This is a genomic window from Binatus sp. (SeqCode) (genome assembly GCF_050013435.1).
In the GTDB taxonomy this organism is placed as follows: domain Bacteria; phylum Desulfobacterota; class Binatia; order Binatales; family Binataceae; genus Binatus.
In genome coordinates this window covers 1-24,978 of the sequence record NZ_JBEKFG010000040.1, presented here as the reverse complement: position 1 = coordinate 24,978, position 24,978 = coordinate 1, and the positions used below count along the sequence as shown (strand labels likewise).

The window sequence follows — 24,978 nt, the reverse complement described above, 5'->3', positions numbered from 1 at the left end:
GCGAGCGGAACAGACGCGCCGCCGCGCTCACTTGGACTCGCTGTAGGGATCGGAGAAGACGAATTCCTTGACCTCTCCCGAGGTCGTGAGACGGCCGATCTTGCCGTTGGGCTCGGTGAACCACAGGCGGCCGTCGGGACCGGCCGTGATGAAAGTCGCCATCGACTTTTCAGGCGTGGGGAACGGCGTGAAGTCTCCCCGTGGCGTCACGCGATAGATCAGATGCGCACGAATCACCGTGACCCAGATATTTTTGTCGGCGCCCGCCGCGATTCCGAGCGGCACACCGGGATTGGGCAATGCAAACTCCGAGATGTAGCCGCCGGGCGTGATTCTGCCAATTTTGTTGACCCGCGGTTGGGTGAACCACACGTTGCCATCGGCGCCAAGCGTCATCATCGCCGGGCTGCTGTGAGGAGCCAGGATTTGGTACTCCTTGACCGAGCCCGCGACGGTGACGCGCGCGATGCGATTGGCCTGATCCTCGGCGAACCACAGGTTGCCGTCGCTGCCGGCGACTATTTCGGCGGGACCGGCGCCTTTGGGCAGTTCGATCTCGGTCAGAGTGCCGATGGTACTGAGCCGCCCGATGCGATTGCCCGAATGCTCGGTGAACCAGAGATTGCCGTCGGGACCCGTGGTGATTCCCGCCGGTCCGCTGTCTGAGTGGGGCAATTTGACGTACGCGATTTTTGCATCGGGCGCCACGCGGCCGATCCGGTTGCCGGCCGCATCGGTGAACCAGACTGCGCCGTCGGGGCCCGCGGTGATCCGTTCGGCGAATCCGCCGGGATCGATCTCAAAGCGCTTGGTGGCGCCGTACGGGGTGATCCGTCCTATCCCGTCGCCCTGGTACTCGGTGAACCACAGATTGCCGTCGAGGCCCGCCGTGATTGCGTACGGCGCATGCGTGCCCAGCGGAGCGCCGGTCGGCGTTGGTGTCGCGCTCGGAACCGCGGCGGCACCTCCGGGCGCGGGCTTGGAGGGCGAGGGTTGTTGCGCGGCGCATCCCTGCACGATCGCGATTGCGGCGGCAACAATGGTAAATTTCAGCGCGCGGTCCAATGGTCCCATCGATGCCTCCGGGGAAAATTGCTCCCCGATTAATGCCGATCAGATTTCGCGGCCAAGTGTTGCTTATAGTTCAAGCTGCGGGCGCGCCACAACTTGAACGGCCTTACTTCCAACCCTTCTAACAGGCCGTCAGGCCGCATCCTTCTTATCACTAAGGTGCAGGGGTTACCCCTGCCCAAGGAAGTGTGAAACCCACGGTGGGTTTCACATGCAATTGAGTTCTCCGCGGCAGGATTTACATGAACCTCCCGCTGCGGACGGCGATCTCGCGCAGCCTGGCGACGCACGACTGTATCGCGCGGCTGCGGCGCATTCGCTCCAGCGTCAGTGGGATTCGATAGGTCCAGTTCGAATCGCTGATCGTTCCGGGCCGATTGATTTGCGCGCTCCATCCAAACAAATCCTGGATCGGAATTATCACGAGCCGCGACGGCGCCGCATACAGCGCGGCCAGGATCGCGTCGCGCGCCGCTTCCCCGAGCATCGAACGCGGTTTCACCTGCCTCTCGAGGCCAAGCGCGCGCACCAATTTCTCACGCTCGGCAACCGGCTGCGCGCGCCACCACACGGTCAGCGGTTCGGTGTCATGGGTACCCGTGGTCGCGAGCGAAAGTTCGGGATAGGACGCGGGGCTGAGAAATGGTTCGTCGGCGTGGCCCCAGTTGCGTTCCCACTGCATCACCTTGTATCCCGGCACGCCGAAACGCGTGAGCGATTCGCGCACCCACGGCGGCACGGTGCCCAGGTCTTCAGCGATCAGTTCCGCCGCGCCAGCTTCCTGTTTGATCGCGTGGATCGCCGCTTCGCCCTGGAGCCGCTGATCCGCTTCGCCGGCCGGTGTAAAAGTTCCCTCCGCGTCCGGGTCCGCACCGAAATTGAACGTTCGATAAAGTCCGACGACGTGATCGATTCGAATCAAATCGTAAAGCGAACTGGCGCGACGCGCGCGCGCGCGCAGCAGCTTGAATCCGCCCGCGCGCATCCGATCCCAGTTGGGGATCGGCAAGCCCCATCGCTGCCCCTTGGGATTGAAACCGTCGGGCGGCGCGCCGACGGTGCGCGACAGATCGAATTCGTCCTGATTCGCCCACACCTCGGCGCTGTCACGCCGTGGCGAGAACGCGAGGTCTCCGCCGATCAGCGCGCCGTGCGAGGATGCGTACGCGCGCATCTGCGACCACTGCCGGTGCGCGATGAACTGCCAATATCCGTACATCTCGATCGGCCCGGCCAGTTCGCGGCGCGCGGCTGCGAGTGCGGCGGCGTCGCGCTGCGCAATTTGCGCCGGCCACGTTTCCCAACTGGTCCAGTTGAAGCGCTCCTTGAGCGCGCGAAACAACGCATAGTCGCGGATCCAGTACGAGTTGTCCTCGAGGAACCCGTCGAGTTGCGCAGTGTCGGCGCGTCCGCCGCGCGCGCGAGTCGCCCGGTACGCGCGTTCGAGCAGTGCAAATTTCTCCCGCCGTACGATCGAACGCGGCACAATGCGCGCCGTCCCCACCGCCGCGCGCGCGCGCCTCAGCACGACCCGCCCGACGCCGGCCAGCCCGCCCACCGAGAGGTACATCGGATCGATCGCCATCACGCTCATCGCGCTGTACGGGCTGAGATCGTCGGGGCCGGTCTCGTCCAACGGCAGCAGTTGGATCACCCGATGACCCATCGACAGCGCAAAATCCATCATCGGCGCGAGATCCGGTATTTCCCCGCGTCCGAGACTGTTGCGCGTGCGGATCGAGAACAGTGGAATCAGAATTCCCGCGGAACGCGTCAGCATGGTGGCGTCATCCAGCGGTCTGCTCGATCCTGGGGGTTCAAATCACATAGCCGCCGTTGGGGCTGAGCACCTGGCCGACCATGAACTTCGAATCCTCGCAGGCCAGAAAAAGCGCCGCGGCCGCGATGTCGCTCGGCTCGCCGAAGCGCCCCATCGGGGTCATCGCCACCAGTTGCTGGCGAAACTCGCCCTCGATGAACGCGGTCATCGGCGTGTCGATGAATCCGGGCGCGATGCAATTGACTAAAATCCCCGCCGCGACCACTTCGCGCGCCACCGACTTGGTGAACGCGATGATCCCGCCCTTCGCCGCGCAGTAGTCCGACGCGAAGGCCAGCCCCGTGGTGCCGGCGACCGAGCCCATATTGATGATGCGTCCCGACTGTTTCGGGATCATCACCTTGAGCGCCTCGCGGGTGCAGTAGAACGTCGAGTCGAGATGCGTCGCGAGCATCTTGTGCCATTCCTCGTCGGTCTTCTGGTACGTCGGGATTACCTCGCTCGTGTCGCGAGTGCGTCCGATGCCCGCGTTGTTGATCAGGATGTCGATAGTGCCGAACGCGGCGATGAAGTCGGCGAACATCTTGCGCACCGCCGCGCTGCTCGACACGTCCGCAACGAACGGCCGCGCCTTGCCGCCCGCGCGCTCGATTTCGGTCACGACGTTTTGCGCCGACTCGGGCCTGATGTCGTTGACGCCGACGCTGGCGCCCTCGCGCGCAAACGTCAGTCCCATCTCGCGCCCCAGCCCCGAGCCGCCGCCGGTGATCAGTACAACTTTATCCTTGAGTTTCACTCCTGCTTCTTGCCTTCCTTGAGTTGTCGCTTCCAGTCCAGCCGCCGCGCCTGAGCGCCGGCCGCTTCCGCTTCCGGCACCAGGCCCTTCTTCTGATAGAGCATGCTGAGGTTGGTGTACGCCAGGATGTCTTCCGGTTCCTGCTCGATAAATTTTTTCGTCAGCTCGATCGCTGTGTCGAGATCTCCCTTGGCCTGGTAGCACATCGTCATGCCGTGGATCGCATCGCCGTACTTCGGATCGATTTCAAGCGCTTGCTGGTACAGCGCGATCGCTTCGTCGAACTTGTCGTCGGCGTATGCGTCGATCGCCTGGTCGTAGAGTTCTTCTTTGTCGGGCATCCCGGACCTCCAATTAATGCGCGCGCCGCACGTTGCGCCACCGCGGATTTCGCGCACACCCATCCTCTTATATACTAGACTCCGCATTATGGAGAATTCGCCCGCACCGACCGAAGCAGACGTTTACGAAGTGCTGCGCGAGTGCTACGACCCGGAGATTCCCGTCAATCTCGTGGACCTCGGGCTTATCTACGGCGTCGCGATCGACAACCACGTCGTCAATGTTACGATGACGCTGACCGCGCCCGGCTGCCAGATGGGCATGATGATCACCCAGGAGATCCAGGACAAGCTGCTCGGCATTCCCGGCTGCGACGACGCCTGCGTCGAGATCGTGTGGGACCCGCCATGGACGCCGCACATGATGAGCGACGCGGCGAAAAAACAACTCGACCTCGACGACTAGCCCCGCGCGCCCCTCAGTCCGGATCGATCAGCACGCCCGGGTTGAGAATCCCGCGCGGATCGAGCGCCCGTTTCGCCGCCTTCAGCGCGCGCGCGAATCCATCCGGACGCTGGCGGTCGTACCACGGCCGATGATAGCGGCCGACCGAGTGATGATGCGTGATCGTGCCGCCCAGCGCCGTCAGCTTGTCCGAGACCGCCGCTTTTATCTCGTCCCACTGCTCGATCTCGGAGCCGCGTTTGCCCGGCGCCAGCACCGTGTAGTACGGCGCCGGCCCGTCGGGATAAACGTGCGTGAATCGGCACGTGACGGAGCCCTTGCCGCATACTCGGGCTATCGTATCGCGCGCGCACTCCATCACCTGGCGATGAAATTCCGGGAATCGCTCCCACGTGATCGCGGTCTCGAACGTGTCGCTCACCATTCCCATCGCGGCTAGCGTGTCCATCAGGTAGGGCGCGTTCAGAAACGCGTTGCGCCACGCTCCCGCCGATCCTTCGTGCGTCGCATCCGCGTCGGTGCGAGTCTTCGCGGCGTCCGCCGGGATTTTCCCGCCGTGATCCGCGCAGCACTCCAGCGCGCGCTTCATCCACGGCTCCAGCGGATGGTCCGCCGACTCGAATGCGAGCACCAGCACGGCCTCATCGCCGCTGCCTGCGCCGGAATTGAAGGCCTCGCCTTCGTCGAGCACCCGGCAATTCGCGGGATACAGCCCGGCCTGCGAAATTTGGCGCACTGCCTCCGCCGCCTTGATCATGCTCGGAAACGGAATCGACGCGCCTGCGCGAAACGTCGGCCGATCCTGCAGCCGCATCCAGGCCTCGGTGATGATGCCCAAGATTCCTTCGGAGCCGATGAACATCCGGTCCGGGCTCGGACCTGCGCCCGAGCCAGGCAAGCGGCGCGATTCGACGATTCCGGTTGGCGTCACGACCCGCAGCGACTCGACGAAGTCGTCGATATGTGTGTACAGCGTCGCGAAATGCCCGCCCGACCGCGTCGCGATCCATCCGCCGAGCGTCGAGAATTCAAATGACTGCGGAAAATGACGAATCGTCAGTCCGTGCGGCTTCAACTGCGCGTCGAGCGCCGGTCCATACACCCCGGCCTGAATCCGCGCCGCGCGCGAGACCCGGTCCACTTCCACGACTTTGTCCAGATGCATCAGATCGATCGAGACCGCGCCGCGATAACGGTCGCCCTCGGGTGGTTCGACTCCGCCGACCACGCTCGAGCCGCCGCCGTATGGCACCGCTGCAATCCGCGCGCCGTCGCACCATTCGAGCACCGCAATCAGTTCTTTTTCATCGCGCGGAAACGCGACGACATCGATGGGATTTGGATAGTAACGGCGGAACGCGCGCCTGAGATCGCCCGAACTCTTGCCGTAGGTGTGGCCGGCGCGATCGTGGATGCTGGTCGAGCAAATCGCTTCGAGCGCCGCCGGTGGTTTCACCCGCGGCGCGCGGATATTCAGCTCGCTTTCCTTTGGCGCCGGCGTGATCTCGATTGGCCCGAGCCCGAATCGCTGGGCGATTCGCTCGGCCAGATGCTTTTGCTGTTCGGGAGTGAGCCCCTGGTCCTCGTAGCCCCATCCCCAGAACTTTCGCCTGCGATTCTCGGCCATCGGATTGATCCTCGTGATACGACAAGGCTGCTATGCGTCAAGCTGGCTGACTGCCGCGATTTTGCGCCCGCCCCGCCCGCCAGCGCAAACAACAATCACCTGCGCGAGCTGACGGCCAAGGGCGTCCACTTCGTACAGAAAGATTCGCCGCACGAGATACGACTGGAGCTCGCCGATTGCCACAAATCGCACCGAAGTTATAGCCTGAGACGCATGGAAACCCCGCAGGAATACTACCAGCGCAGTGGCTCCATGACGGCTCTGGGAGCGCACGCGGGCGAATTCAGCGCGATGCCCAGAGACATCGCGTCGCTATGCGAAGTCATTCAAGGCGTGCTCATTCATCGCGACATTGCGCCTTTTTTGTACGGCCTCAAGTTGTCCGAAGAGGATCGCGACAACGGGCACATCCGTCCGATCGCGCAAATGCTGACGCGGATTCACGTGCTCGACGCGCGGCCGCTCACGATCGCACGCGAGCCCGCCCACCGGCTGCCCACCGTCTGTCGTCATTTTTCACTGATGCTCTGCTCTATCTTGCGCGAGCAGGGAGTTCCGGCGCGCCCGCGATGCGGCTTCGGCACATACTTCACGCCCGGCAAGTTCGAAGACCATTGGGTGTGCGAGTATTGGAACGCCGCGGATGCGCGCTGGATATTGGTGGACGCGCAGCTGGACGCGGTACAACGAAAGGCATTCAACCCCGATTTCAATCCGCTCGACGTGCCGCGCGACCGCTTCATCATCGCCGGCGACGCGTGGCAGATGTGCCGTTGCGGCCGCGCCGACGCCAGCCGCTTCGGCCTCACCCATATCCATGAGAGCGGGCTGTGGTTCATCGCCGGCAACGTGGTGCGCGACCTCGCGTCGCTCAACCGAATGGAGATGTTGCCCTGGGACGTCTGGGGATTGATGGAGATGGGCGACGATGCTCTGACTCCCGAGAAAAAAGCGCTCCTCGACCGCGTCGCTGCTCTCACGCTCGCTGGCGACAACGCGCTCGCCGACGTCCGCGCAATCTACGAGTCCGACGATCGCTTGCGCGTGCCGCCGGTCGTCTTCAACGCGTTGCGCAACGCGCCCGAACCGATCGCGAGCTGACCCACGGCCGCCCAACCACTTCCTGTCTTCCCCCTTAACAAGTTCTAACAGTGGCAAAGTCCCGCACTTTTCTTACTACCGGGTGCACGGCCGCGCCCGCCAACGGCGGGCGGCCTTAATACTGGGTGCAGGGCTCAGCCCTGCCCATCGCGTAGTCGCGAAAAGATGCGCTGCGCAGATTTTCGCGTCTTCTCACTGCGGTGCAGGGGTCACCCCTGCCGAGGGAAGCGTGAAACCCACCGCGGGTTTCACATTCAATAAAGTGTATTTGCCTTCCGTCACCCCTGCCCGCTGCCAGCGGCGGTGCCGACAGCGGCTGGTTCCACAGCTTCCGGATGCGACGGCTTCGGCATGTGGATGTAGAGCTTGTCGGCCGACGGACGTCCCTCGCTGTGCATTGACGGCGGGCGCATCGCGTACTTCACTTCCCGCGAATGCTCGGCGAGCTGCCGGTCGGCATTGTACACGCTGTTGAACTTCCACAGCATCTTGATGAAGTTGGTTTGCCCCTTGAGCGCGAGCCTGCCCGCGATCCCCGCCACCGACTTCAGCGCCGCAAACCCCAGATGCTTGCGGTTGAGCACGTCCTGCGTCTTCACCAGCTCCTGGTAGAACTGCAGCAGCGGCAGCTTGGTCGGCAGCACCGCATGCTGGATGTCGTACAGCCGGTAGTCCAGCGTCGTCAGCTTGCGCGATTCCGTGAACCACAGCTCCGTGCCGGGATACGGCGTCGCCACCGTCAGATGAACGATCTCCGGGATGCTGATCGCCCATTGGCGAATCACCTCGAAGCGATTCTCGTCCCATGACGGGTCCGCGATCAGGTTGACCGCGACGGTAATTCCGATCTCGCGCGCGACTTCGAGCGCCTTGAAGTTGACGCCCATCGACGAGCGCTTGCGATGCAGCTTCAACCCCTCCTCGTCGATCGCTTCCAGCCCGAGGAACATGTACTCCATGCCGAGCTTGCGCCAGTAGCGGAACACTTCCGGATTGCGGCACAGCACGTCGGCGCGAGTCTCGAGGTAGTACTGCTTTTTGATTTTGCGTTTTTCGATTTCGTGGCCGATCGCAAACCCGTGCTCGGGATGGATGAACGCGACATCATCGACGATGAAAACGTTGGGCTCCTTGATCGACAGCATGTCTTCGGCCGCGGCTTCCGGCGTCGATTTGCGGTAACTGCGGCCGTAGAACGTCCACGCGCTGCAGAACGAGCAATCCCACGGGCATCCGCGCGTGAACTCGATCGACGCGCACGGATCGAGCACGCCGATAAAATACTTGTTGCGCCGGCGCCCCAGGTCGCGCGCCGGAAAAAACTTGTCGAGATCGTCGAGCATGACCGGCGTCGGCCCCGACCCTTGCGTCGTCATGACGCCGGGAACTTTCCCGATCGAGCCGGTGCCGATCGCGTCGAGGATCATCGGCGTCGCGGTCTCGCCCTCGCCGCGGATTACCGCGTCGATCGCGCCGTCGGCATGCTCGAGAATTTCATCCGCGACGAACGAACCGCTGTGCCCGCCGGTGAAGACGAAACAATCCTTCCTTAGCCGCTTCACGTCTTTGGCGAGATCGATCACCTCGGGCACGTTGGCGAGATAATTGAGCGAGAACCCCACTGCATTGGGGCGGAAGCTCTCGAGCTCGGCAAATAGATCGCGATGCTTGAAAATCTGCAGGTCGATAATTCTCACGTCGTGGCCGGCCGCACGCGTTGCCGCCGCCACCCGCTCCATCCCCAGCGGTTCGAGCCGCAAATAAATCTCGCTGTACATAAGCGGACTCGGATGTACGAATAGGACCCGCATAGACTCCCTCCGGCGCCGCATCTTTCGGGCGCGCGGCACCTTCCACTTAATTCGCTGATCTTCGGTAAATCCGCCTGACCAATCGGCCAGCGGGACTGCCAGCATCCTATTATGCTGGCCGAGGCAAGGAAACAGCATGCCCAAAACCGCCGTCATGCCAACGGGTCGACAGGATGAGGAAAGAATCACCTGCGCAGTGGGTGGCAGGGGCCGCGCGGCCGCCCGTGTCATTCTAGAGCGAAGGTTGCTGTGATTGAGCCGAAGCCCTGAGTGCTGCCGAAGGGGAAGAATCCCGAATCCGGGTTCCTTCGCTTCGCTCAGGATGACTCAAAAAAGGTCCTAACAGGCCGTCTGGCCGCATCTTTTCTTTTCACTGAGTGCAGGGGTCACCCCTGCTCACCTCTGGCCGCAGCGACGGCAGCGCAGTATAAACCCGTTGGCAGTGGCCGCGCGCGACAACGGAGCGCGGCCTTAATACTGAGTGCAGGGCTCAGCCCTGCGGTGCAGGGGTCACCCCTGCCGCCGGAGTTTTGGCTCTAAGCTCACTATTCCAAAAAACCATTCGGAGAAATCATGCAGTACTCAAAATTGGGCAAGACCGGAATCACCGTCTCACGCATCTGCCTCGGATGCATGAGCTATGGCGACAAGAAATGGCGCGATTGGGTGCTGACGATGGACGAGGCGCGCGAACACTTCGCCGCCGCCGTCGAGTCGGGGATCAACTTCTTCGACACGGCCAACGTCTATTCAATTGGCGTGAGCGAGGAGGTCACCGGGCGATGGCTCGGTGAGATGGCCAAGCGCGACGAGATCGTCCTCGCAACCAAAGTGCACGGCCCGATGGCATCGGGTCTCAATCGCGCGGGCTTAAGCCGCAAGAATATTCTCGAAGCGTGCGACGCGTCGCTGCGCCGCCTCAAGATGGATTTCATCGACCTGTACCAAATCCACCGCTGGGACTACACGACGCCGATCGAGGAAACCCTCGAAGCGCTGGACTCATTGGTGCGCGCGGGAAAAGTGCGCTACCTGGGCGCGAGCTCGATGGCCGCGTGGCAATTCGCCAAGGCGCTTGCGCTGCAGAAGGAAAACGGATGGCACCGGTTCGTCGCGATGCAAAACCATTACAATCTCGTCTATCGCGAGGAGGAGCGCGAGATGAATCCGCTGTGCATCGACAACGGCGTCGGCCTGATTCCATGGAGCCCGCTCGCGCGCGGATTTCTGGCGGGCAATCGCGACAAGGGCGGCGCCGGTCCAACCGCGCGCGCCAAGACTGACGACTTCGCCAAGAATATGTACTTCCGCGAGTACGACTTCGAAGTGCTGGGCGTCGTCGAGCAGATCGCCAAACAGCGCGGCGTCACGCCGTCGCAGATCGCATGCGCGTGGATCCTGCAGGCGCCCGGCGTCACCGCACCCATCATCGGCGCGACCAGGCTCTCGCATCTCAAGGAAGCGATCGCGGCCGTCGATGTGAAGCTCAGCGCTGACGAAATCGCCGCGCTCGAGAAGCCGTACCGGCCGCATCCGATTCTCGGCCACGAACAGCCAAGGGCGGCGCGGATGATCCAGGCGCGCTGAGCGCGGCAGTGTTTCACGTGAAACGTAGCGGCAACCGCTGATAACGCAGGGCGAGCAAGGAGTTTTTTCGAAAACGTTTCACGTGAAACATCAGGAGTTCAGGAGAAAGGAACGCGAACCCGCCAAAACCAAACCTTAAAGCGTTACTTGAAGTTGGGGAGGCGCTCGGCCGTTTGCGCGCGCCCTTTTACTTCGCTGGCGGATGGGCGATCGATCTGCATCTCGGACGCGTCACGCGCGAGCACCACGACATCGACGTGCTCGTCATGCGGCGCGATCATCTGCTGCTGCACAAAACTCTGAAGGGATTTTTACTGAAAAAGATCATTCCGCATCCGGACGGGATGCCGCCGAATCGCGGGACGATCATCGAATGGTGCGAGGGAGAGAGGCTCGCACTGCCGATGCATCAAGTGAATGCGTATCGCGCGGGTGAATCGGAGCCGGCGTTCGAGGTGATGCTTGCGGAATCGTCCGACGGCGAATGGATCTTTCGCCGCAATCCGAAAATTCGGATGCCGATTTCGGCAATGGGATTTCAATCGCTGTGGGGGTTGCCATATCTCGCTCCGGAAATCGTTCTGCTGTTCAAGGCAAAGCAGCTTGAGACGCGTGATCAAATCGATTTCGACAACGCGCTGCCGGCTCTGAGCATGGACGCGCGGCAATGGCTCCGCGACGCGCTCGCAGCATCGCACCCGGGTCACGAATGGCTTAAGGCCTTGACGAATGGGTAGAAGTGAAATGGAAATTAACGGCGTCGCGCGGAAGGTGTAGTTGATTTCGACCGTCGCCGTCCGCTCGGAGTAGTGCTCGAATATCCTGGCAGTGCCGCTCCTCTTTTCAACGCTTGAGCGTTGCTTGCAGGTTTGCGCCTTCGCGGCGGCGGAATCCGACCGCGACGCTCAGCCGCTCGAGGTGCTGATCTATGATCTTGCCGCCGAGCCGCACGCGATGCTCGGCGAAGAACTTCTTGATCTCGTCTTCGCGATCGAGGAGCGCGACCACCGCTTCGCACATCCGCGGCAGCGCGTTGTCGGGATACTTCTGAATCATCTCGTCCCAATGCGCGCGCGCAAAGTCCCACGCCTGGTAGCGGCACGCGGGGTTGAGCAGCAGCGAATGCATCAGGTACGGCGAATTCTGGGTTCGCACCTGGCCGTCCAGCGTCATCTCCATGGTTTTTTTCAGGAGATCCCGATTGCGGAAATTTGCCAGCGCAAACAGGTAGCGCTGCTCTTCCTGCGGCGTGCGCGGCGCTTTGAACTTTCGCTTGAACTCCTCGTAACGCGCGGCGTCGCCGCAATGGGCAAGGATGTTCACCAGCGCGGGCATCAGGTCGCGATCGGCGGACTGGGGATTATCCTCGAAGCGCGCATACAGCGCGCGCGCGCGCTGGTGGACCTCGGGATCGTCGCCGAGCGTGCCGAGTGCGCCGATGAGCGTGCCGCGCAACTGGCGCACGAGCTCGCTCTCGCCGGACTTTGGCTCCCAGCCCAGCCGTGCGGCGGCGGGACCGGCGACCTCGCGCACCGTGGCGGCCAGCGCGGGCCGGTCGGCGTCGGACGCGATCATGTCGAGGTAGGCGAACGCGCCGATCAACGCGCGCCATACGTTGATGTCGGTCTCGGCGGTGAACAGCCGCGCCATCTTGAGGAACTCGCTGAGCGGGCCAAGTCCCGCGACGGTTGCCGCCCACGTATCGCTCACCAGCCCGAAGCGTTCGATCGGTTGCAGCGCGCCGAGATTCTTGGTGATCGCCGCGAGCAACGCCGGCGCATAGTGCACGCGATAGAAGCCGTGGCCGCCCTCGTTCAACAGCGCCCATTCGAGCTTGCCCGGAATATCGAGAGTCGCATCGGCGGTGGTCAGGATCACCTTGTGGGTCGAGCCGCCCTGGCCGGTCTGCGCGCGAACCATCACGGGCACATGCCAGAGCTGCTGGTTGTCCTCGGCGAGATAGAAGAAGCGGCGCTGCGAAAGCTTGAGTCCGCGGCCGTCAGCAGCCGGCGCCGCCTCGATGATCGGAAAGCCGGGCTGGAAGATCCACGAGTCCATCATTTTCCGCACGGGCTCGCGCGACGCCGCCTCGAGCGCGTCCCACAGGTCGCTGGTCTCGGTGTTGTTGAATTGATGCTTGCTCAGGTAGAGGCGAATCCCGTCGCGAAAGACGTTGGCGCCCAGGAACTGCTCGAGCATCCGCAGCACGGCCGCGCCCTTCTCATAGGTCAGGATGTCGAACATCGCGCGGCAGTCCTCGGGACTGCGCACCGTGTATTCAATCGGGCGCGTGCTGCGCAGCCCGTCTATAGACATCGCAGCCGCGCGCGAGACGCTGAAGCTCTCCCATCGCTTCCACTCCGGCTTCCACGCGTCGACGGCCAGCATCTCCATGAAGGTGGCGAACGCCTCGTTGAGCCAGATCCCGTTCCACCATCGCATCGTGACGAGATCGCCGAACCACATGTGCGCGTTTTCGTGCGATACCACGTCGGCGACGCGCTCGAGCTCGGCGCGCGACGCGGTTTTTTCGTCGGCGAGCAGCGCGGTCTCGCGAAACGTGATCGCGCCGAGATTTTCCATCGCACCCGATGCGAAATCGGGAATCGCTATAAGGTCGAGCTTGTCGCCGGGATACTTGAGCCCGTAGTAGTCGGCGAAATGCTTGAGCGAGAACGCGCCAATCTGCCGCGCCCAACCGGTCAGCGACTGTTTGCCGGGAACGTGAACGATCCGCAGCGGCGTGCCCGCATCGACCGGCGCGGTCGCCTCGAACTCGCCGACGATGAACGCGACCAGGTAGGTGGACATCGGGATCGTCTCCTTGAAGACGACCTCCTTCTTTGCGCCGGCCAGCTTGCGCTCGCTCTCCTGTCCGCCGTTCGAGATGGCGGCCAGGTGCTCATCGACAACCAGCGTCACTTTGTAGCTTGCCTTGAGCTCCGGCTCGTCCCAGCACGGAAACGCGCGGCGCGCGTCGGTGGATTCGAACTGCGTCGTCGCGGCGACGTGGGTCTTGCCGGAAGCGTCCTGGTACTGGCTGCGATAAAAGCCGTGCAGCTTGTCGTTCAGGATTCCACGGAACGCAATCTTAAGCCGCCATTCGCCCGGCGAAAGTTTCTCGGCGAATCGGAGATGCGCGCGTTCTTTGGCCGGCTCCAGCTCGGCCTTCGCGCCGACGGTTTTTCCGCTGCGCTGCGCGCTCACCTTGTCGATTTCCAGTTCGAGCGCGTTCAGCACGACGTCGTCGGTCGCCTGGTTGACGACTACGGCGATATTCACCTCGCCTTGAAACGTGAACGCCTTGAGATCGGGCGTCAGGCGAATCTCGTAGCGCTTGGGCGTGACGTTTTTCGGCAGGCGATAATCCTGCTGATAATCAGCCAGTGGAGCTCCATCCTGATCGCGCATCTGGTCTGTCTTCCTTTGTGTGCGGTCGAGCGTGAAAAAATTTGTGCGGGGCACGCCCCGCAAGTGCATAGCCTAGTTCAAACCGCGCCGGGGTGCGAGCAATCGATCCCGCGGCGAGCCGGAAGCACTGGCCTAAGTTTGCCCTTAAGGGCCTTGAGTGAATACTCTTCAAAGCTCATTCGGTCGAGACGGCGCGCGTTTGGAATAAGAGGAGATTCACGATGAATTTTCGTATGCGAAGTGTTTTGGGATTGAGTGTCGCGGTGTGTGCATTGCTGCTGGTGGCAGGAGGTCGCGCCAGTGAGGCCTCGGCGCCAGCGCAACCCAAGCTCTCAGGTACCTACGCAGTTCAAATTCACGAATTCTGCCAACCCAATCTCCTTGCACAGGTGCTGGAGCTAGGTTCAGAGCCACCACCTCTCGCCTTTTCTTCGTTTAGCTCCGTCGGTTTGATTAAAGATCAGATCGGCGTGCTGACCTTCAATGCCAAGCAGCTCACGATAAGCGGATCGATGATTAAGGTCACCGGCGCAGTGGTCTCTCAAGACCTGACGGCGGTCGGAGGCCCAGTCGATGTTACGCCGTTCACTGAAACGACCAACACAACTTCAGGAACGTTCTCGACGACTGATACGACTTTCACGATCGACAAAGGAAGTGGGCCGACCACCTACAATGCGGTGTACGGGGCATTCTCGGGCTCGACGGCAGATGTGGTTTTCTTCGTGGCCATTTCCACTGACAGCCAGGGAGACTCATGCGCCGAGTCGGGCGAGTTGCAGTTGAAATAGGCCGGAGACGAGAAGCCGGGTACAGCCTCGCGACCCGGTGCAGCCCTCTTTTGATCTTGCTCTTCAAGGCGGTCGAGACGCTCCCGATGTTCGCGCCAATTTCGTTCGTGCCATTGGCAGGAGGTATTCAATGAAGACCGGCAAGCCCGCAGAAATCGGAATCGATCCGGCACGACTCGAGCGGGTCGCCGCCGCGATACGCCACGATGTCGCCAGCAACCGCTACGACGGAGCTGTGTACGCCCTCGCCCGGGGCGGGGTGGTCGCAGCGCATGAGGCAGTCGGCTTCGCCGATAGGGCCAGCAGCCGCGCCGCGCGCACCGATGACATTTTCGCGATCATGTCGATTACCAAGACGATGACCACCGCGGCGGTCCTGGCGCGCGTGGAACGCGGCGAGCTGCTGCTGACCACGAAGATCGCAGACGTGATCCCGGAGTTCGCAGTCAAGGGCAAGCAGCGGATCTCAGTTGCGCATATGCTGACTCACACTGCCGGGATGTCGGCGACTCCTGCGCTCCCGCCGGAGATGTTCGGCAACCTCGAGGTTTTTGTAGCGGCAGCGTGCCAGCAGCTCCCCGATACCGTTCCCGGCAGCGCCGTCAGCTACAGCGCGCTTACCGCGCACGCGGTGCTGGCGGAAGTGGTGCGGAGACTTGACGGCGGGCGCCGGTCGTTCCGTGACATTCTCGCGCAGGAATTCTTCGAGCCATTGGGCATGAAAGAAACCGCCTTGGGCCGGCGCAAGGACCTCGCTGCGCGGTTCGTTCCGATAGTCGTGCGGGATCGAACTCCCGGAGTCTTCCAGCCCGAATTGCTCGAAGCGATGAACCTGCTGCTGACCGCGGAGGCTGAGATTCCGGCCGGCGGTGTGGTTTCCACCGCGGGCGATATTTTGCGATGGGCCGAGATGCTCAGGCGTGGTGGCGAACTCGACGGAGTTCGAGTGCTGTCGCCGGCATCGATCCGGCTGGCCGCCACCATTCACACCGGCACGCTGCCGAATAATCTGTTCAGCTATGCTTACGAGGCGCGCGGCTGGGGCGAATTCCCCGCCAACCTCGGCTTGAGCTTCTTCATCCGCGGCACCGGCATCTTCCCGCACCCGTTCGGCACGACGGCGTCGCCCTCGACGTTCGGCGGTCTCGGCGCTGGTTCGACCATGTTCTGGATCGATCCGGAGCGGGATTTGACGTTCGTGTGCCTGACCGCCGGACTGCTGGAGGAGTCGCGCAATTTCGAGCGTCTTCAGCGGCTCTCAGACATGGTGCTCGCTTCGGTCGTGAACTGAAACGCGCCACACGAGTCGCGGACGGCGGTGGTTTCAAACTGGGAATCCCAGCCGACCTGGAACCCGTGGCATTGAAACGTCCTCTTGTCCCAAAGGCCCCGTAGCTCGATTGTGGCGGGCTCGTGTAAACTGTTCGTCGGGTTGTGGCCGTGCCGATATTCCAAGGTGAGGCAACACGCTTATGGAAAGCACTCAGAAACTTCAGCAAATGCTTGATGAGCTCAAAGACTCAGGGCGCCTGCTCGAAATCGCCAACACGGCTGCTGAGATCAACTCGGCGGTCGTGTTGCTGGAGGCGGTGAACGTGGACGCGGCAAGTGAGTCTCTTAAAGTCACTCTCGACGTCTTGGGCAAAGAGTTGGAAGAAGGACATCACGGCATATCACGTAGCAAAGCAACCCACATCCAAGAATTGCGCGCACTGGTGGAAGCGCTTGGTCCGCTGGACGTTTTTCGCGAGCAGATCTCCGTACTGTACGAGTTGCATGGCATCAAGCCCAGAGAAGCCGAAACAAGGTGGGAGAAGTTGAAGGCGGACAAGCTGCATGCGAAAATCCAGACCTTCGTGAAGATCACCGAGACCCTCGACTCAATTAACGCGCTCAGGCATGCAATCGAGAGTCGCGTGGAAGGATACAAGTCCGAGTAGCTCGTCTCGCGGCTCACGCGCTGCTCCGATCCGACTCGCAGCCTGGCGTCCACGGCGGCAGGTTATGCGACCGATCGCTCTCATGGCACAGTGCCGAGCCGGAGCGGGCGCTGCATCCACACGACATCCCAGTAACGGTCGAGCTTGCGGCCGCATTCGCTGAAGATGCCAACCTCGGTGAAGCCGAAGCTTCGATGCAGCTTGATCGACGCGTCGTTGGGAAGCGTGATCCCCGCCAACAGGCGATGAATGTCCTCGTTCTTCAGCGCGTCGAACAGGACGCGATACAGCATCGCGCCGATGCCCCGCCCGGTCGCGTCGTCCGCGCAGTAGATCGACGTCTCGACGCTGGTGTCGTACGCCGCCTTGCCGCGAAACGGCCCCGTGCACGCATAGCCGACGACCCGGCCGGCGTCCTGTGCGACGAACATGCGATACCGCTTCGTCCCGGCATGCTCATCGAACCATCGCGCGCGCTGCTTCGCTGTAAATGGTTCCAAGTCGAAGGTGATGGGCGTGTTGATGATGTAGTAGTTGTAAATTTCCGTCAGGCGCGGCAGGTCGTCGCGCACCGCAGGCCGAATCTTTACGTCCGCCATGGCGCTAATCTCCCGCTCGGGAAGTTTTTTCCGCACGAGTCACAGGCAACGCCTGATGCAAAGTTGAATCAAGCGGCGGGATTGCGTTTTGCAAGCTCGGCAAACGTGATCAGTTCGATTCCATTTCGATCGATCGCATCGCGCACGCGCCGGCTGGTGAGAATCTCGACCTCGAGTTGCGCCTCGACCGCGGGCGGGACTCCGCCGATATCGGCAGCCGGATGAAAATAAAGTTCCGTGGCGCCATCGCGGATACGATCGATCACGCCCACGACGTAATCCTCGCTCAGATGACCGCTCTGATGAAGTCCGAACAGCGCGTCGGTCGAGATGAGGCCACGCTCCGCCATCATGCGGCGGGTGCGGCGCGACAGGGTCCGAAAGATGATCGATTCGACGAGCTTGCGCGGCGCATTGTCCCGGCGCAGCCGCAGCGTGGTCATCACGCGCTCGCGCGGGAGCCTGATGCATGGCACCTTATATTCGACGGCGAGGTCAACCAAAATATCGGCGAACAACGGATGGACGTGGAAATTCAAGTGCCCGTCGATATGGTTGAGGTAGCCGATCAACTCGAGATGCCGCTCGACTTGCGCGCGCAGTTCGCCGGTCATCGCGGCGCGCATCGAACGGTCGAAGAAATATCTCATCCCCGCAGCCACGGGATTGTCGATGAACTCTCCCGACGCACGGACCGCGGCGCCGAGCCGCGACGCATCGAGGATACTGCGTCCCCGGCAGACCACCACATGCAGCCCGACGTCGAGCGCGGGATTTTCGTGCGCTATTTCGGCAGCGGCCGCCGCGGCAGGCTCCGCAACCATCAGGCTCGCACTGCGCAAAATTCCGTCGCGACTCGCCCGCACGACGGCGGCGTTGACCTCGGGCGACAAGCCGAAGTCGTCGGCGTTAACGATCAGGCGCTTCAAACTGTGCCACCGCGAATCGCCACGGACGGCCGATAACGAAGCCTGCTGAACCCGTGAGAAAGTGAGAGATTGAAAAACACCGGCACAATTTTGCTAGCATCGGATGGCTCGCTCAAGTGCGCGCTGCGAAAGTCCAAAATGAGAACACGCGATTGATTCTTCTCTTTTATGCCTTCGCGCGCGAGATCGCGCCTTTCAAGCGCCGGCTCAGCGGTCGCGCTCCGCTCGCTCTGGACGGCTTGCATGGCTTTCGCGCGGAGATCGGCGGCAAACAATTCACCGTCGTTGGCCATGGGATCGGCCACAGCCGAGCAAGCGATACCGCGCGCCGCGCGTTCGATCTGATACCCGGCGCCGAGTTGGTAATCGGGACCGGCGTGGTCGGCGCGCTCTCGAGCGGACTGAAGCCGGGCGATCTGATCCTCTCCGACCGCACTCTGACGATTCACAGCGACGGCCAGGTTGCCGAACAATTGACGACCGTGGGCGACGCGCACATCCGCGCGGTGGGCCGCTCGCTTGCGATTGCGGGTATCGCGTACTCGACCGGCGCGATTTTGACGTCGCATCGCGTGCTCGCCACCGGCGCCGAGAAGCGCCGCGCCAAGAAAAGCACCGGCGCGATCGCGGTGGACATGGAAACGGCCGCGATTGCCGCAGAAGCGGCTGCGCGCGGAATCCCGTTCGTCGCGATCCGGGCGGTGCTCGACGCAGTTGACGACGAAGTAGTGGGCGCGGCGATGGCCGACCAGGACGGCAACGTCCGGCCGCTCGCCGCAACGTCCTACCTGCTGCGCAATCCGGCAGCGCTGCTCAAGCTGCCGCGGATGATTCGAAACCTGTCGCGCGCAACGGCCGCAATCGCCGACGCACTGACGGCTATCGCGCACGACGGCGAGGTCCCGGCGGCTACTAGGCGTGCTCGCGGGCCGGTGGTGCGAAAGAGCCCGCGCTGAGCCCGCCGTCAATTGGCACCGCGACTCCCGTGATGAATCCCGCCTCATCCGACGCCAGGAAGGCCGCCAGCGCAGCGACCTCTTCCGGCTTTCCGTTGCGCCCGAGCGGATGCATGTTTGTGGTGCGTTCCCAAACCAACTGCGACGCGCCGGCGGAAACGACGTTGCAATTCTCGGCGATCGGCGTCTCGATCACGCCCGGGCATATCGACACGCATCGAATCTTGTCGCGCGCGAAGTCGAGCGCGATTCCTTTCGACATGATCACGACGCCGCCCTTCGCCGCCTGGTAGGCGGCAAGATCCGGCACACCCTTGATTCCCGCGCCGCTGGCGGTGTTGACGATCACGCCGCCGCCCTGCTTGATCATTTGCGGGATCGCATACTTGCAGCCGAAGAATACGCCCTTCAGGCACACGTCCACGACCCAGTCCCATTCTTCCTCGGTCGTGTTCACCACGTTTTTGGGCACGAAGACGCCGGCGTTGTTGAACATGATGTCGAGCCGGCCGAACGCGCTCACGGTTTCATTGACCATCCGCTCGACTTCGGCGCCGACGCGCACGTCCACGGACACCGACTTCGCGATGCCGCCGGCCCTTTCGATCTCAGCCGCGGTGTTGCTCGCTGATTCGGCGCGTACGTCGGCGACCATCAGCTTCGCGCCTTCTTGCGCAAACCGAATCGCGCTGGCGCGGCCGATTCCCGAACCCGCGCCCGTGATCAACGCAACCTTGTCCTTGAGCAGCATGCCAAGTCACCTCGGTTTACTTCGTCGTGGCTCGATGACCGACGCTTGCCACACTTGGCGAAAATTTGGAAGCGTCTCCCGATCAAGCGCCTCGCCGGCGACTGTCTGCGATCGCTATGCGGCGGCCCGGCTCGCGGATGCGCGCGACCGCCGGCCTCCAGACAGGAAGAGCGCGCTCGTAGGGAAAGTCTGCAAGGTGGCGCTCGATTGCCGCGTGGTCGCCGTAGGATTCGCGGCGGGTAAGGATATGAATCGCCAGGACCGTGAAGGGCAGGTAGATGAACACGGCAGCCCATGCGATTTCCGGCGCGTTGATTCGGAACAGCATCGTGATTCCGAAGATCACGATCCCCGCATAAAGCGCCGGACCAAGCAGCGCGCGCGACCGCATCGCGGGAAGCGCACGCGCCGGCCTCGTCGAGCCGCGATTGAGCATCGCGTCGAGCCACTGGAAAATCGCAATCGTGATCGCGGCGACGAAATACCATCCCAGGTAGTTGCTGATCGGCACTCCGAAGTGCGGCCCCGGCGGATCGTACCAGAACATTTTGCCGAGGAACCATCTGTCGCCGAGCACGCTCAGCGGATCGACCACCAGGTCCACCATCACCATGAACAGCGCTGCCATCAGCCATACTCGCGGCGCACGGCGAATTTGCCACGTGTCGAGAATCCGAAAATCAGCACCCTGCCGATACAACGGCGAACTGAGCAACAGCGCGAGCGTGTAGCTGGCGAACGCCAGGAAGGTGAACGACAACGAATCCATGAATGGAACGCCGAATACCCAAATCTCGGACCCGCGGGTCGTGTCAATATAGTGATACAGCCCGAACGGGAATCCGTTGTGAACTGAAGACCACTCGCACGCGAGCGACACGGCGTAGGTCAGGACCGTAAACAAAACTGTCGTGCGCAGACCGAAGTTCACGATCGCGATATACAGAAAACTCACCAGAAAGATGAACACGTAGGGGCGCAGCATGATCGTGGACAGTAGTAAATGCATGCTTGGTTTATGCGGCGTTCTTGGCCGTCCCTTTGGATCTAAAGAATTCTATTGCTGCCGCCAGCGCCGCATCGATCGGCCCCGGCGAATAACCCAACTCTGCACGCGCTTTCGACGAGTCGAAGAACATCCGCTTTCGCGCCATCCGGACCTCGGTCAGGCTCGCCCGTGGCGCCCGGCGCGTGACGGTACGCGCAAACGCTTCGGCACCGAGCGCATACCCCAACGCGACCGCGTACGGAATCCTCATCTTTGGCGCGGGCAGTCCGGAAATCATGGCGAGTCGCTCGAGAAATTCCCTGAGCGTGAGATTTTCGCCGCCGAGAATATACTTCTCACCGATTCGCCCGCGCTCCGCCGCCAGCAAATGGCCGTGTGCGACATTCTCCACATCGACAATGTTAAGGCCAGTCTCCACGTACGCCGGCATCCGCCGATTGAGGAAGTCCACGATGATTCGGCCGGTCGGAGTCGGCTTCAAGTCGAGTGCGCCAATCGGCGTCGATGGATTCACGATCACAACCGGCACACCCGCGCGGGCGGCTTCCAGCGCTGTCTGCTCCGCCATGTATTTCGATCGCTTGTAATGACCCGTCATCTCGGCAAGCGACGACGGCGTGTCTTCGCGCCCCACCCCGCCGTGTGGAATTCCCAGCGCCCCCACTGTGCTGGTGTGAACGATTCGCGAAACACCGGCGTTGGCTGCGGCCCGGATAATATGCTGCGTGCCGCCGACGTTCGTCGCATACATCGGCGCCGGATCGGTAAGCCACAGCCGGTAATCGGCGGCGACGTGATAAACCTCGTTGCATCCATTGACCGCGCGCTCGACGGAACCGAGGTACCGCAGATCGCCCCACACGATCTCGACCGGCAGGCCAACCAGCGCGCTTAAATCCGCGTTCTCGCGCGCCAGCACTCGCACGCGGTCGCCGCGGGCGATGAGCGCGCGCACGACGTGGCATCCCACGAATCCGTTGCCGCCCGTCACCAGCGTTAACTTAGTATTCATCGAATTCACTCAATAGCTATTCAGCACTTCGCTCGCAGACGGCGGCCGCTGCGGCCCGTCCCGAAATCACCGCGCTCTCAATCGTTGCCGGCAGACCGGTTTGTATCCAGTCGCCTGCCAGGAAGAAGTTCGCGATCGGCGTTTTCGCCGTCGGACGCAGTTCATGCGATCGGAGGTCCGGCGCCATCGTGGCGTTTTTCTCCTTGAGCACCAGCGACTTCACGACTCTGGCTTCGCGCGAAGCGGGAATCATCGCATGGAGATCGTTAATCACGATATCCAGAATTTCCGGGTTGCTGCGATCGATCAGCTTTCGCGCGCCGCTTATCACGAAGCTCAGGTAACCAGGATGCGCCTCGCCGCGCTGCGCGAATATTTGACGTTTGTTGAATAGCCATTGAGTAGTAGTGCCGATAAAACCGATGAACGGTGAATTAGTCACTTCGCGATCGAGCCACAGGTGGACACAGATGATTGGCGAGCTCGAAAGGCCCGTGAAGCGCGAGAAAAATGGATCGGCAACCGCGCTTTCGGGCAGGAACCGCAGCAACTGGGGCGCCGGCACCGCGCTGATGAAGTCCGACGCCTCGATTCGCCGCCCGTCGCGCAGCCGCACGCTTGCGACATGGCCTCGAGCGCCGGGTTCCAGCATCTCCACGATCGAATGCGAAACAACCTTCCCGCCGGCGCGCTCGATCATCCGCTGCGCGCCCGTGCAGTACAGGTCGCTCAGCCCGACGCGCGAATAAACGAACGCGGAGTCGCGGCGACGCGAAAAGAACGCACGCTTGAGGACCTCGGCCAACAGCTGCGCCGACGACGATTGCGGCTCGTCGTTCAGCGTCGCGATCGACAGCGGGTACCAGAAGCAGCGGCGCGCTTGTTCCGATTGCCCGAGGCGATCCATCAACTGCGTGACGGTGAGACGGCGCAATTCGCCCTCGCCGAACCGTCTCATCGCGAGCATCCGCAGTCCGCCGCGCATAACAGCGAAGCGCTCCGCGACACTCAGATGCCGGTATCCGAGCAACGCGGCCGTCATGTGCAGAGGTCCGGGCAGCCGCGCCGTTTTCAGGATCGCACTCTGGCCGGGACCCGCGAGCATTTCGATTTCCAAATCTTCGTGAAATACCAACTGCTCGTAAGCGCCGATCCGTTTGAGGAAGTCGAGCGTTTCGACGTAGCAACCCATCAGGACGTGCTGCCCGTTGTCGACGAAATCTCCGGTGTCGGGTTCGGCGAACGAATACGCACGCCCGCCGGGCGCGGGTTTTCCTTCGAGCACTGTGACCCGCACGCCGCGCTGGGCTAGCGCGACGGCTGCGCTGAGTCCCGCGAACCCGGCGCCGATCACGACCACGTCTTTCATCGCCGATACCATCTAATTCGCCACGCGCATCCCGCTTATCCGTGCAGCGCGCCGCAGCGCCCCACCGCCCACGCGCGGCCGACCAGGTAGAGCTTGTGCGGCGCAGACAGGCTGTGGCGGCGGTCGAGCACGCGATAGTTCGATTTGATGATCCGTTCGAGCAACGCGGCATAGATAAGCCGCATCGCCTCGGCCGTCAGCAGCGTCGCGCGATCCTCCGGCGCGAGCGCGCTGCGCGCCTTCGCGTAAAGCTCCTGCGCGCGTTTCGCCTCGAAATCCATCAGGCTGACGAAGTTCGGCGAGTACGCGCCGCCGAGAATTTCGTTCTCGTTCACGTTGAATCGCGCGAGGTCATCCAGCGGAAGATAAATGCGGCCGCGCGCCGCGTCCTCGCCCACGTCGCGGATAATATTGGTCAATTGAAGCGCCAGTCCGAGGTTCTCCGCGTACAACTTCGCCGACGGATTACGGTAGCCAAAAATCTCGATGCAGATGAGGCCCAGCGCCGACGCGACGCGATAGCAGTACGGCCGCAGCTCTTCCCAGCTTTGATAGCGCTTGCGCGACAGATCCATCTCCACGCCGTTTATGATTTCCTCGAACAGCTCCCGCGGAATTTTAAATCGCCGCGCGCTGTCGGCGAGTGCGCGGGAAAGCGCGCGCGTCGGCACGCCCGCGTACACACGGTCGAGTTCCTCGCGCCACCGGCGAAGCAGCAGCGCCGGGTCGCGAATCGCTTCGTCGTCGGCGATATCGTCGATGAAACGGCAGAATGCATAGACGGCGTAGAGCGCACGGCGGCGCTGGGGCGGCAGCAAAATGAACGCGTAGTAAAAATTCGACCGCGAGCGCCGTGTGATTTGCGCACAGCGTTCGTAGTCGGCGTCGAGCGACGCGTCGTCGCGGCCGGCGGCTGCTTCGATTCCGGCGGAGCTGCCGTCAGACTTCAAGCCGTCCACAGATCGCGCTCCATCCGAGTTTTAAATAGTCGAGTTTCGCCAGTTCGGGACGCATCCGGAACACATCGTAGTTGACGCGATCGATCGCGCGGATAATCGCCAGCCCGCCGCCCGCGAACATCACGATGTCGCGCCGCAGCCGCTTGTCCACGCGCTTGTGCAATTCTCCCCCCTCAACCAGCATCGCACGCGCGACGCCGGCTTCATGACGCATCAAATCCACAAACTCGCGCGACGAGGTATGCGCGGCCAGGTCCGCCGGCGTGACTCCGAATCGTTCCATGTCGCGGCGCGGAAGATAGATTCGTCCCTTGTCGAGATCGACTGCAACGTCCTGCCAGAAGTTGGCGAGTTGCAATCCACTGCAGACGAGGTCCGACAGATGCTGCCGCTCCGCGTCGCGGTAGCCGAACAGGTAAAGCACCAGCCGTCCAACCGGATTGGCCGAGTAGTGCGAATAGCCGAGCAGGTCGTCGAGCGTGTCGAAGCCCTTGAAGTCCACGTCGGATCGAAACGCAGTCAAAAGATCTTTGAACGGCTCGCGCGGAATTTCGAAGCGGCGCACCGTGTCGGCGAGCGCAATAAATACCGGATGGCGCGGCGTACCGGCGTACGCCAGGTCGAGCTCGCGCTCCCATTCGTCGAGCATCGCGAGGTCATGATGCTCGTCGGCAAAGTCGTCCGCCATCCGCGCGTACGCGTAAATCGCATACATGTGCGGGCGCATCTCGC

General features: G+C 62.4%; 24 protein-coding genes. 8 read left to right on the top strand and 16 right to left on the bottom strand.

All coding sequences use genetic code 11. From position 1 onward, the window contains the following. Positions 1–27: 27 nt before the first annotated feature. From ABSB13_RS09805 to ABSB13_RS09790, 4 genes are all read right to left on the bottom strand, one after another. Entirely contained in the window at positions 28–1,074 is a 1,047-nt protein-coding gene (locus ABSB13_RS09805) for a Vgb family protein (protein WP_428107760.1), read from the bottom strand. Positions 1,075–1,309: 235 nt separating this feature from the next. After that, positions 1,310–2,851 carry a 4-alpha-glucanotransferase gene (locus ABSB13_RS09800; RefSeq protein WP_428107759.1) on the bottom strand — a complete coding sequence of 514 codons (1,542 nt, stop codon included), beginning with the start codon at positions 2,849–2,851 and terminating at the stop codon, positions 1,310–1,312. A gap of 37 nt (positions 2,852–2,888) precedes the next feature. Next, entirely contained in the window at positions 2,889–3,647 is a 759-nt protein-coding gene (locus ABSB13_RS09795; protein ID WP_428107757.1) for an SDR family NAD(P)-dependent oxidoreductase, read from the bottom strand. Continuing rightward, positions 3,644–3,988: a tetratricopeptide repeat protein gene (locus ABSB13_RS09790; protein ID WP_428107755.1), complete on the bottom strand. Its 345-nt coding sequence runs from the start codon at positions 3,986–3,988 to the stop codon at positions 3,644–3,646. Before ABSB13_RS09790 ends, ABSB13_RS09795 begins: the two co-directional genes overlap by 4 nt. Positions 3,989–4,076: 88 nt before the next feature. Between ABSB13_RS09790 and ABSB13_RS09785 the strand changes: the two genes are divergently transcribed. Continuing rightward, a complete protein-coding gene (locus ABSB13_RS09785; protein WP_424672492.1) occupies positions 4,077–4,394 on the top strand; it encodes a metal-sulfur cluster assembly factor in 318 nt (105 codons plus the stop codon). Between the two features lie 13 nt (positions 4,395–4,407). Here the strand turns inward: ABSB13_RS09785 and ABSB13_RS09780 are convergent, their stop codons facing one another. Both ABSB13_RS09780 and ABSB13_RS09775 read right to left on the bottom strand, forming a co-directional pair. Further along, positions 4,408–6,021 carry an FAD-binding oxidoreductase gene (locus ABSB13_RS09780; protein WP_428107753.1) on the bottom strand — a complete coding sequence of 538 codons (1,614 nt, stop codon included), beginning with the start codon at positions 6,019–6,021 and terminating at the stop codon, positions 4,408–4,410. Between the two features lie 30 nt (positions 6,022–6,051). Continuing rightward, positions 6,052–6,204 (bottom strand): hypothetical protein, encoded by a 153-nt coding sequence (locus ABSB13_RS09775; RefSeq protein WP_428107751.1) that lies wholly within the window; start codon positions 6,202–6,204, stop codon positions 6,052–6,054. A 30-nt stretch (positions 6,205–6,234) separates the two neighbouring features. Here ABSB13_RS09775 and ABSB13_RS09770 point away from each other — a divergent pair, with 30 nt between their 5' ends. Then, positions 6,235–7,122, top strand: coding sequence for a transglutaminase domain-containing protein (locus tag ABSB13_RS09770; protein WP_428107750.1), 888 nt, complete (start codon positions 6,235–6,237; stop codon positions 7,120–7,122). Between the two features lie 278 nt (positions 7,123–7,400). Here the strand turns inward: ABSB13_RS09770 and hpnR are convergent, their stop codons facing one another. Beyond that, the gene (gene hpnR, locus ABSB13_RS09765; RefSeq protein WP_428107748.1) at positions 7,401–8,933 is read right to left on the bottom strand and encodes a hopanoid C-3 methylase HpnR; all 1,533 of its coding nucleotides are present in this window, start codon (positions 8,931–8,933) and stop codon (positions 7,401–7,403) included. Positions 8,934–9,506: 573 nt separating this feature from the next. Between hpnR and ABSB13_RS09760 the strand changes: the two genes are divergently transcribed. Together ABSB13_RS09760 and ABSB13_RS09755 are read left to right on the top strand one after the other, a co-directional pair. Continuing rightward, positions 9,507–10,520: an aldo/keto reductase gene (locus tag ABSB13_RS09760; protein ID WP_428107746.1), complete on the top strand. Its 1,014-nt coding sequence runs from the start codon at positions 9,507–9,509 to the stop codon at positions 10,518–10,520. 89 nt (positions 10,521–10,609) lie between these two features. After that, positions 10,610–11,257: a nucleotidyltransferase domain-containing protein gene (locus ABSB13_RS09755; RefSeq protein ID WP_428107773.1), complete on the top strand. Its 648-nt coding sequence runs from the start codon at positions 10,610–10,612 to the stop codon at positions 11,255–11,257. Between the two features lie 106 nt (positions 11,258–11,363). On the opposite strand, the gene ABSB13_RS09750 is transcribed toward ABSB13_RS09755, so the two are convergent. Next, on the bottom strand, positions 11,364–13,931 hold the full coding sequence (locus tag ABSB13_RS09750; protein ID WP_428107744.1) for a M1 family metallopeptidase: 2,568 nt from the start codon (positions 13,929–13,931) through the stop codon (positions 11,364–11,366). 221 nt (positions 13,932–14,152) lie between these two features. On the opposite strand from ABSB13_RS09750, the gene ABSB13_RS09745 reads away from it, so the two are divergent. From ABSB13_RS09745 to ABSB13_RS09735, 3 genes are all read left to right on the top strand, one after another. Next, the gene (locus tag ABSB13_RS09745) at positions 14,153–14,722 is read left to right on the top strand and encodes a hypothetical protein (RefSeq protein ID WP_428107742.1); all 570 of its coding nucleotides are present in this window, start codon (positions 14,153–14,155) and stop codon (positions 14,720–14,722) included. Positions 14,723–14,852: 130 nt separating this feature from the next. After that, positions 14,853–16,013, top strand: a complete 1,161-nt coding sequence (locus ABSB13_RS09740; protein ID WP_428107740.1) for a serine hydrolase domain-containing protein — start codon at positions 14,853–14,855, stop codon at positions 16,011–16,013. Positions 16,014–16,194: 181 nt separating this feature from the next. After that, positions 16,195–16,662, top strand: a complete 468-nt coding sequence (locus tag ABSB13_RS09735) for a hypothetical protein (RefSeq protein ID WP_428107738.1) — start codon at positions 16,195–16,197, stop codon at positions 16,660–16,662. Between the two features lie 80 nt (positions 16,663–16,742). Here the strand turns inward: ABSB13_RS09735 and ABSB13_RS09730 are convergent, their stop codons facing one another. After that, positions 16,743–17,261, bottom strand: a complete 519-nt coding sequence (locus ABSB13_RS09730; RefSeq protein ID WP_428107736.1) for a GNAT family N-acetyltransferase — start codon at positions 17,259–17,261, stop codon at positions 16,743–16,745. Between the two features lie 68 nt (positions 17,262–17,329). After that, a complete protein-coding gene (gene hpnK, locus ABSB13_RS09725; protein ID WP_428107735.1) occupies positions 17,330–18,190 on the bottom strand; it encodes a hopanoid biosynthesis-associated protein HpnK in 861 nt (286 codons plus the stop codon). A gap of 152 nt (positions 18,191–18,342) precedes the next feature. Here hpnK and ABSB13_RS09720 point away from each other — a divergent pair, with 152 nt between their 5' ends. Next, complete coding sequence (locus tag ABSB13_RS09720; protein ID WP_428107733.1) at positions 18,343–19,146, top strand: phosphorylase family protein; 804 nt, start codon at positions 18,343–18,345, stop codon at positions 19,144–19,146. Here ABSB13_RS09720 and ABSB13_RS09715 read toward each other — a convergent pair. From ABSB13_RS09715 to hpnC, 6 genes are all read right to left on the bottom strand, one after another. After that, the gene (locus ABSB13_RS09715) at positions 19,103–19,897 is read right to left on the bottom strand and encodes an SDR family NAD(P)-dependent oxidoreductase (RefSeq protein ID WP_428107732.1); all 795 of its coding nucleotides are present in this window, start codon (positions 19,895–19,897) and stop codon (positions 19,103–19,105) included. The two genes, ABSB13_RS09720 and ABSB13_RS09715, sit on opposite strands and share 44 nt — an antisense overlap. Before the next feature lie 82 nt (positions 19,898–19,979). Further along, positions 19,980–20,906 (bottom strand): carotenoid biosynthesis protein, encoded by a 927-nt coding sequence (locus ABSB13_RS09710; protein ID WP_428107730.1) that lies wholly within the window; start codon positions 20,904–20,906, stop codon positions 19,980–19,982. A gap of 7 nt (positions 20,907–20,913) precedes the next feature. Next, the gene (hpnA, locus tag ABSB13_RS09705; RefSeq protein WP_428107728.1) at positions 20,914–21,918 is read right to left on the bottom strand and encodes a hopanoid-associated sugar epimerase; all 1,005 of its coding nucleotides are present in this window, start codon (positions 21,916–21,918) and stop codon (positions 20,914–20,916) included. Positions 21,919–21,934: 16 nt separating this feature from the next. Further along, on the bottom strand, positions 21,935–23,287 hold the full coding sequence (hpnE, locus tag ABSB13_RS09700) for a hydroxysqualene dehydroxylase HpnE (RefSeq protein ID WP_428107727.1): 1,353 nt from the start codon (positions 23,285–23,287) through the stop codon (positions 21,935–21,937). 35 nt (positions 23,288–23,322) lie between these two features. Beyond that, positions 23,323–24,246, bottom strand: a complete 924-nt coding sequence (gene hpnD / locus ABSB13_RS09695) for a presqualene diphosphate synthase HpnD (protein WP_428107726.1) — start codon at positions 24,244–24,246, stop codon at positions 23,323–23,325. Beyond that, positions 24,227–24,978, bottom strand: a 752-nt coding sequence (gene hpnC / locus ABSB13_RS09690; RefSeq protein ID WP_428107724.1) for a squalene synthase HpnC, incomplete at its 5' end; no start/stop codon positions are given. The genes hpnD and hpnC, both read right to left, overlap by 20 nt.

Coding starts and splice junctions, on each gene's coding strand:
- ABSB13_RS09805 (WP_428107760.1), bottom strand. CDS start 1,074: ATGGGACCATTGGACCGCGCGCTGAAATTTACCATTGTTGCCGCCGCA.
- ABSB13_RS09800 (WP_428107759.1), bottom strand. CDS start 2,851: ATGCTGACGCGTTCCGCGGGAATTCTGATTCCACTGTTCTCGATCCGC.
- ABSB13_RS09790 (WP_428107755.1), bottom strand. CDS start 3,988: ATGCCCGACAAAGAAGAACTCTACGACCAGGCGATCGACGCATACGCC.
- ABSB13_RS09785 (WP_424672492.1), top strand. CDS start 4,077: ATGGAGAATTCGCCCGCACCGACCGAAGCAGACGTTTACGAAGTGCTG.
- ABSB13_RS09780 (WP_428107753.1), bottom strand. CDS start 6,021: ATGGCCGAGAATCGCAGGCGAAAGTTCTGGGGATGGGGCTACGAGGAC.
- ABSB13_RS09770 (WP_428107750.1), top strand. CDS start 6,235: ATGGAAACCCCGCAGGAATACTACCAGCGCAGTGGCTCCATGACGGCT.
- hpnR (WP_428107748.1), bottom strand. CDS start 8,933: ATGCGGGTCCTATTCGTACATCCGAGTCCGCTTATGTACAGCGAGATT.
- ABSB13_RS09760 (WP_428107746.1), top strand. CDS start 9,507: ATGCAGTACTCAAAATTGGGCAAGACCGGAATCACCGTCTCACGCATC.
- ABSB13_RS09750 (WP_428107744.1), bottom strand. CDS start 13,931: ATGCGCGATCAGGATGGAGCTCCACTGGCTGATTATCAGCAGGATTAT.
- ABSB13_RS09745 (WP_428107742.1), top strand. CDS start 14,153: ATGAATTTTCGTATGCGAAGTGTTTTGGGATTGAGTGTCGCGGTGTGT.
- ABSB13_RS09740 (WP_428107740.1), top strand. CDS start 14,853: ATGAAGACCGGCAAGCCCGCAGAAATCGGAATCGATCCGGCACGACTC.
- ABSB13_RS09735 (WP_428107738.1), top strand. CDS start 16,195: ATGGAAAGCACTCAGAAACTTCAGCAAATGCTTGATGAGCTCAAAGAC.
- ABSB13_RS09730 (WP_428107736.1), bottom strand. CDS start 17,261: ATGGCGGACGTAAAGATTCGGCCTGCGGTGCGCGACGACCTGCCGCGC.
- ABSB13_RS09715 (WP_428107732.1), bottom strand. CDS start 19,897: ATGCTGCTCAAGGACAAGGTTGCGTTGATCACGGGCGCGGGTTCGGGA.
- ABSB13_RS09710 (WP_428107730.1), bottom strand. CDS start 20,906: ATGCATTTACTACTGTCCACGATCATGCTGCGCCCCTACGTGTTCATC.
- hpnA (WP_428107728.1), bottom strand. CDS start 21,918: ATGAATACTAAGTTAACGCTGGTGACGGGCGGCAACGGATTCGTGGGA.
- hpnE (WP_428107727.1), bottom strand. CDS start 23,287: ATGAAAGACGTGGTCGTGATCGGCGCCGGGTTCGCGGGACTCAGCGCA.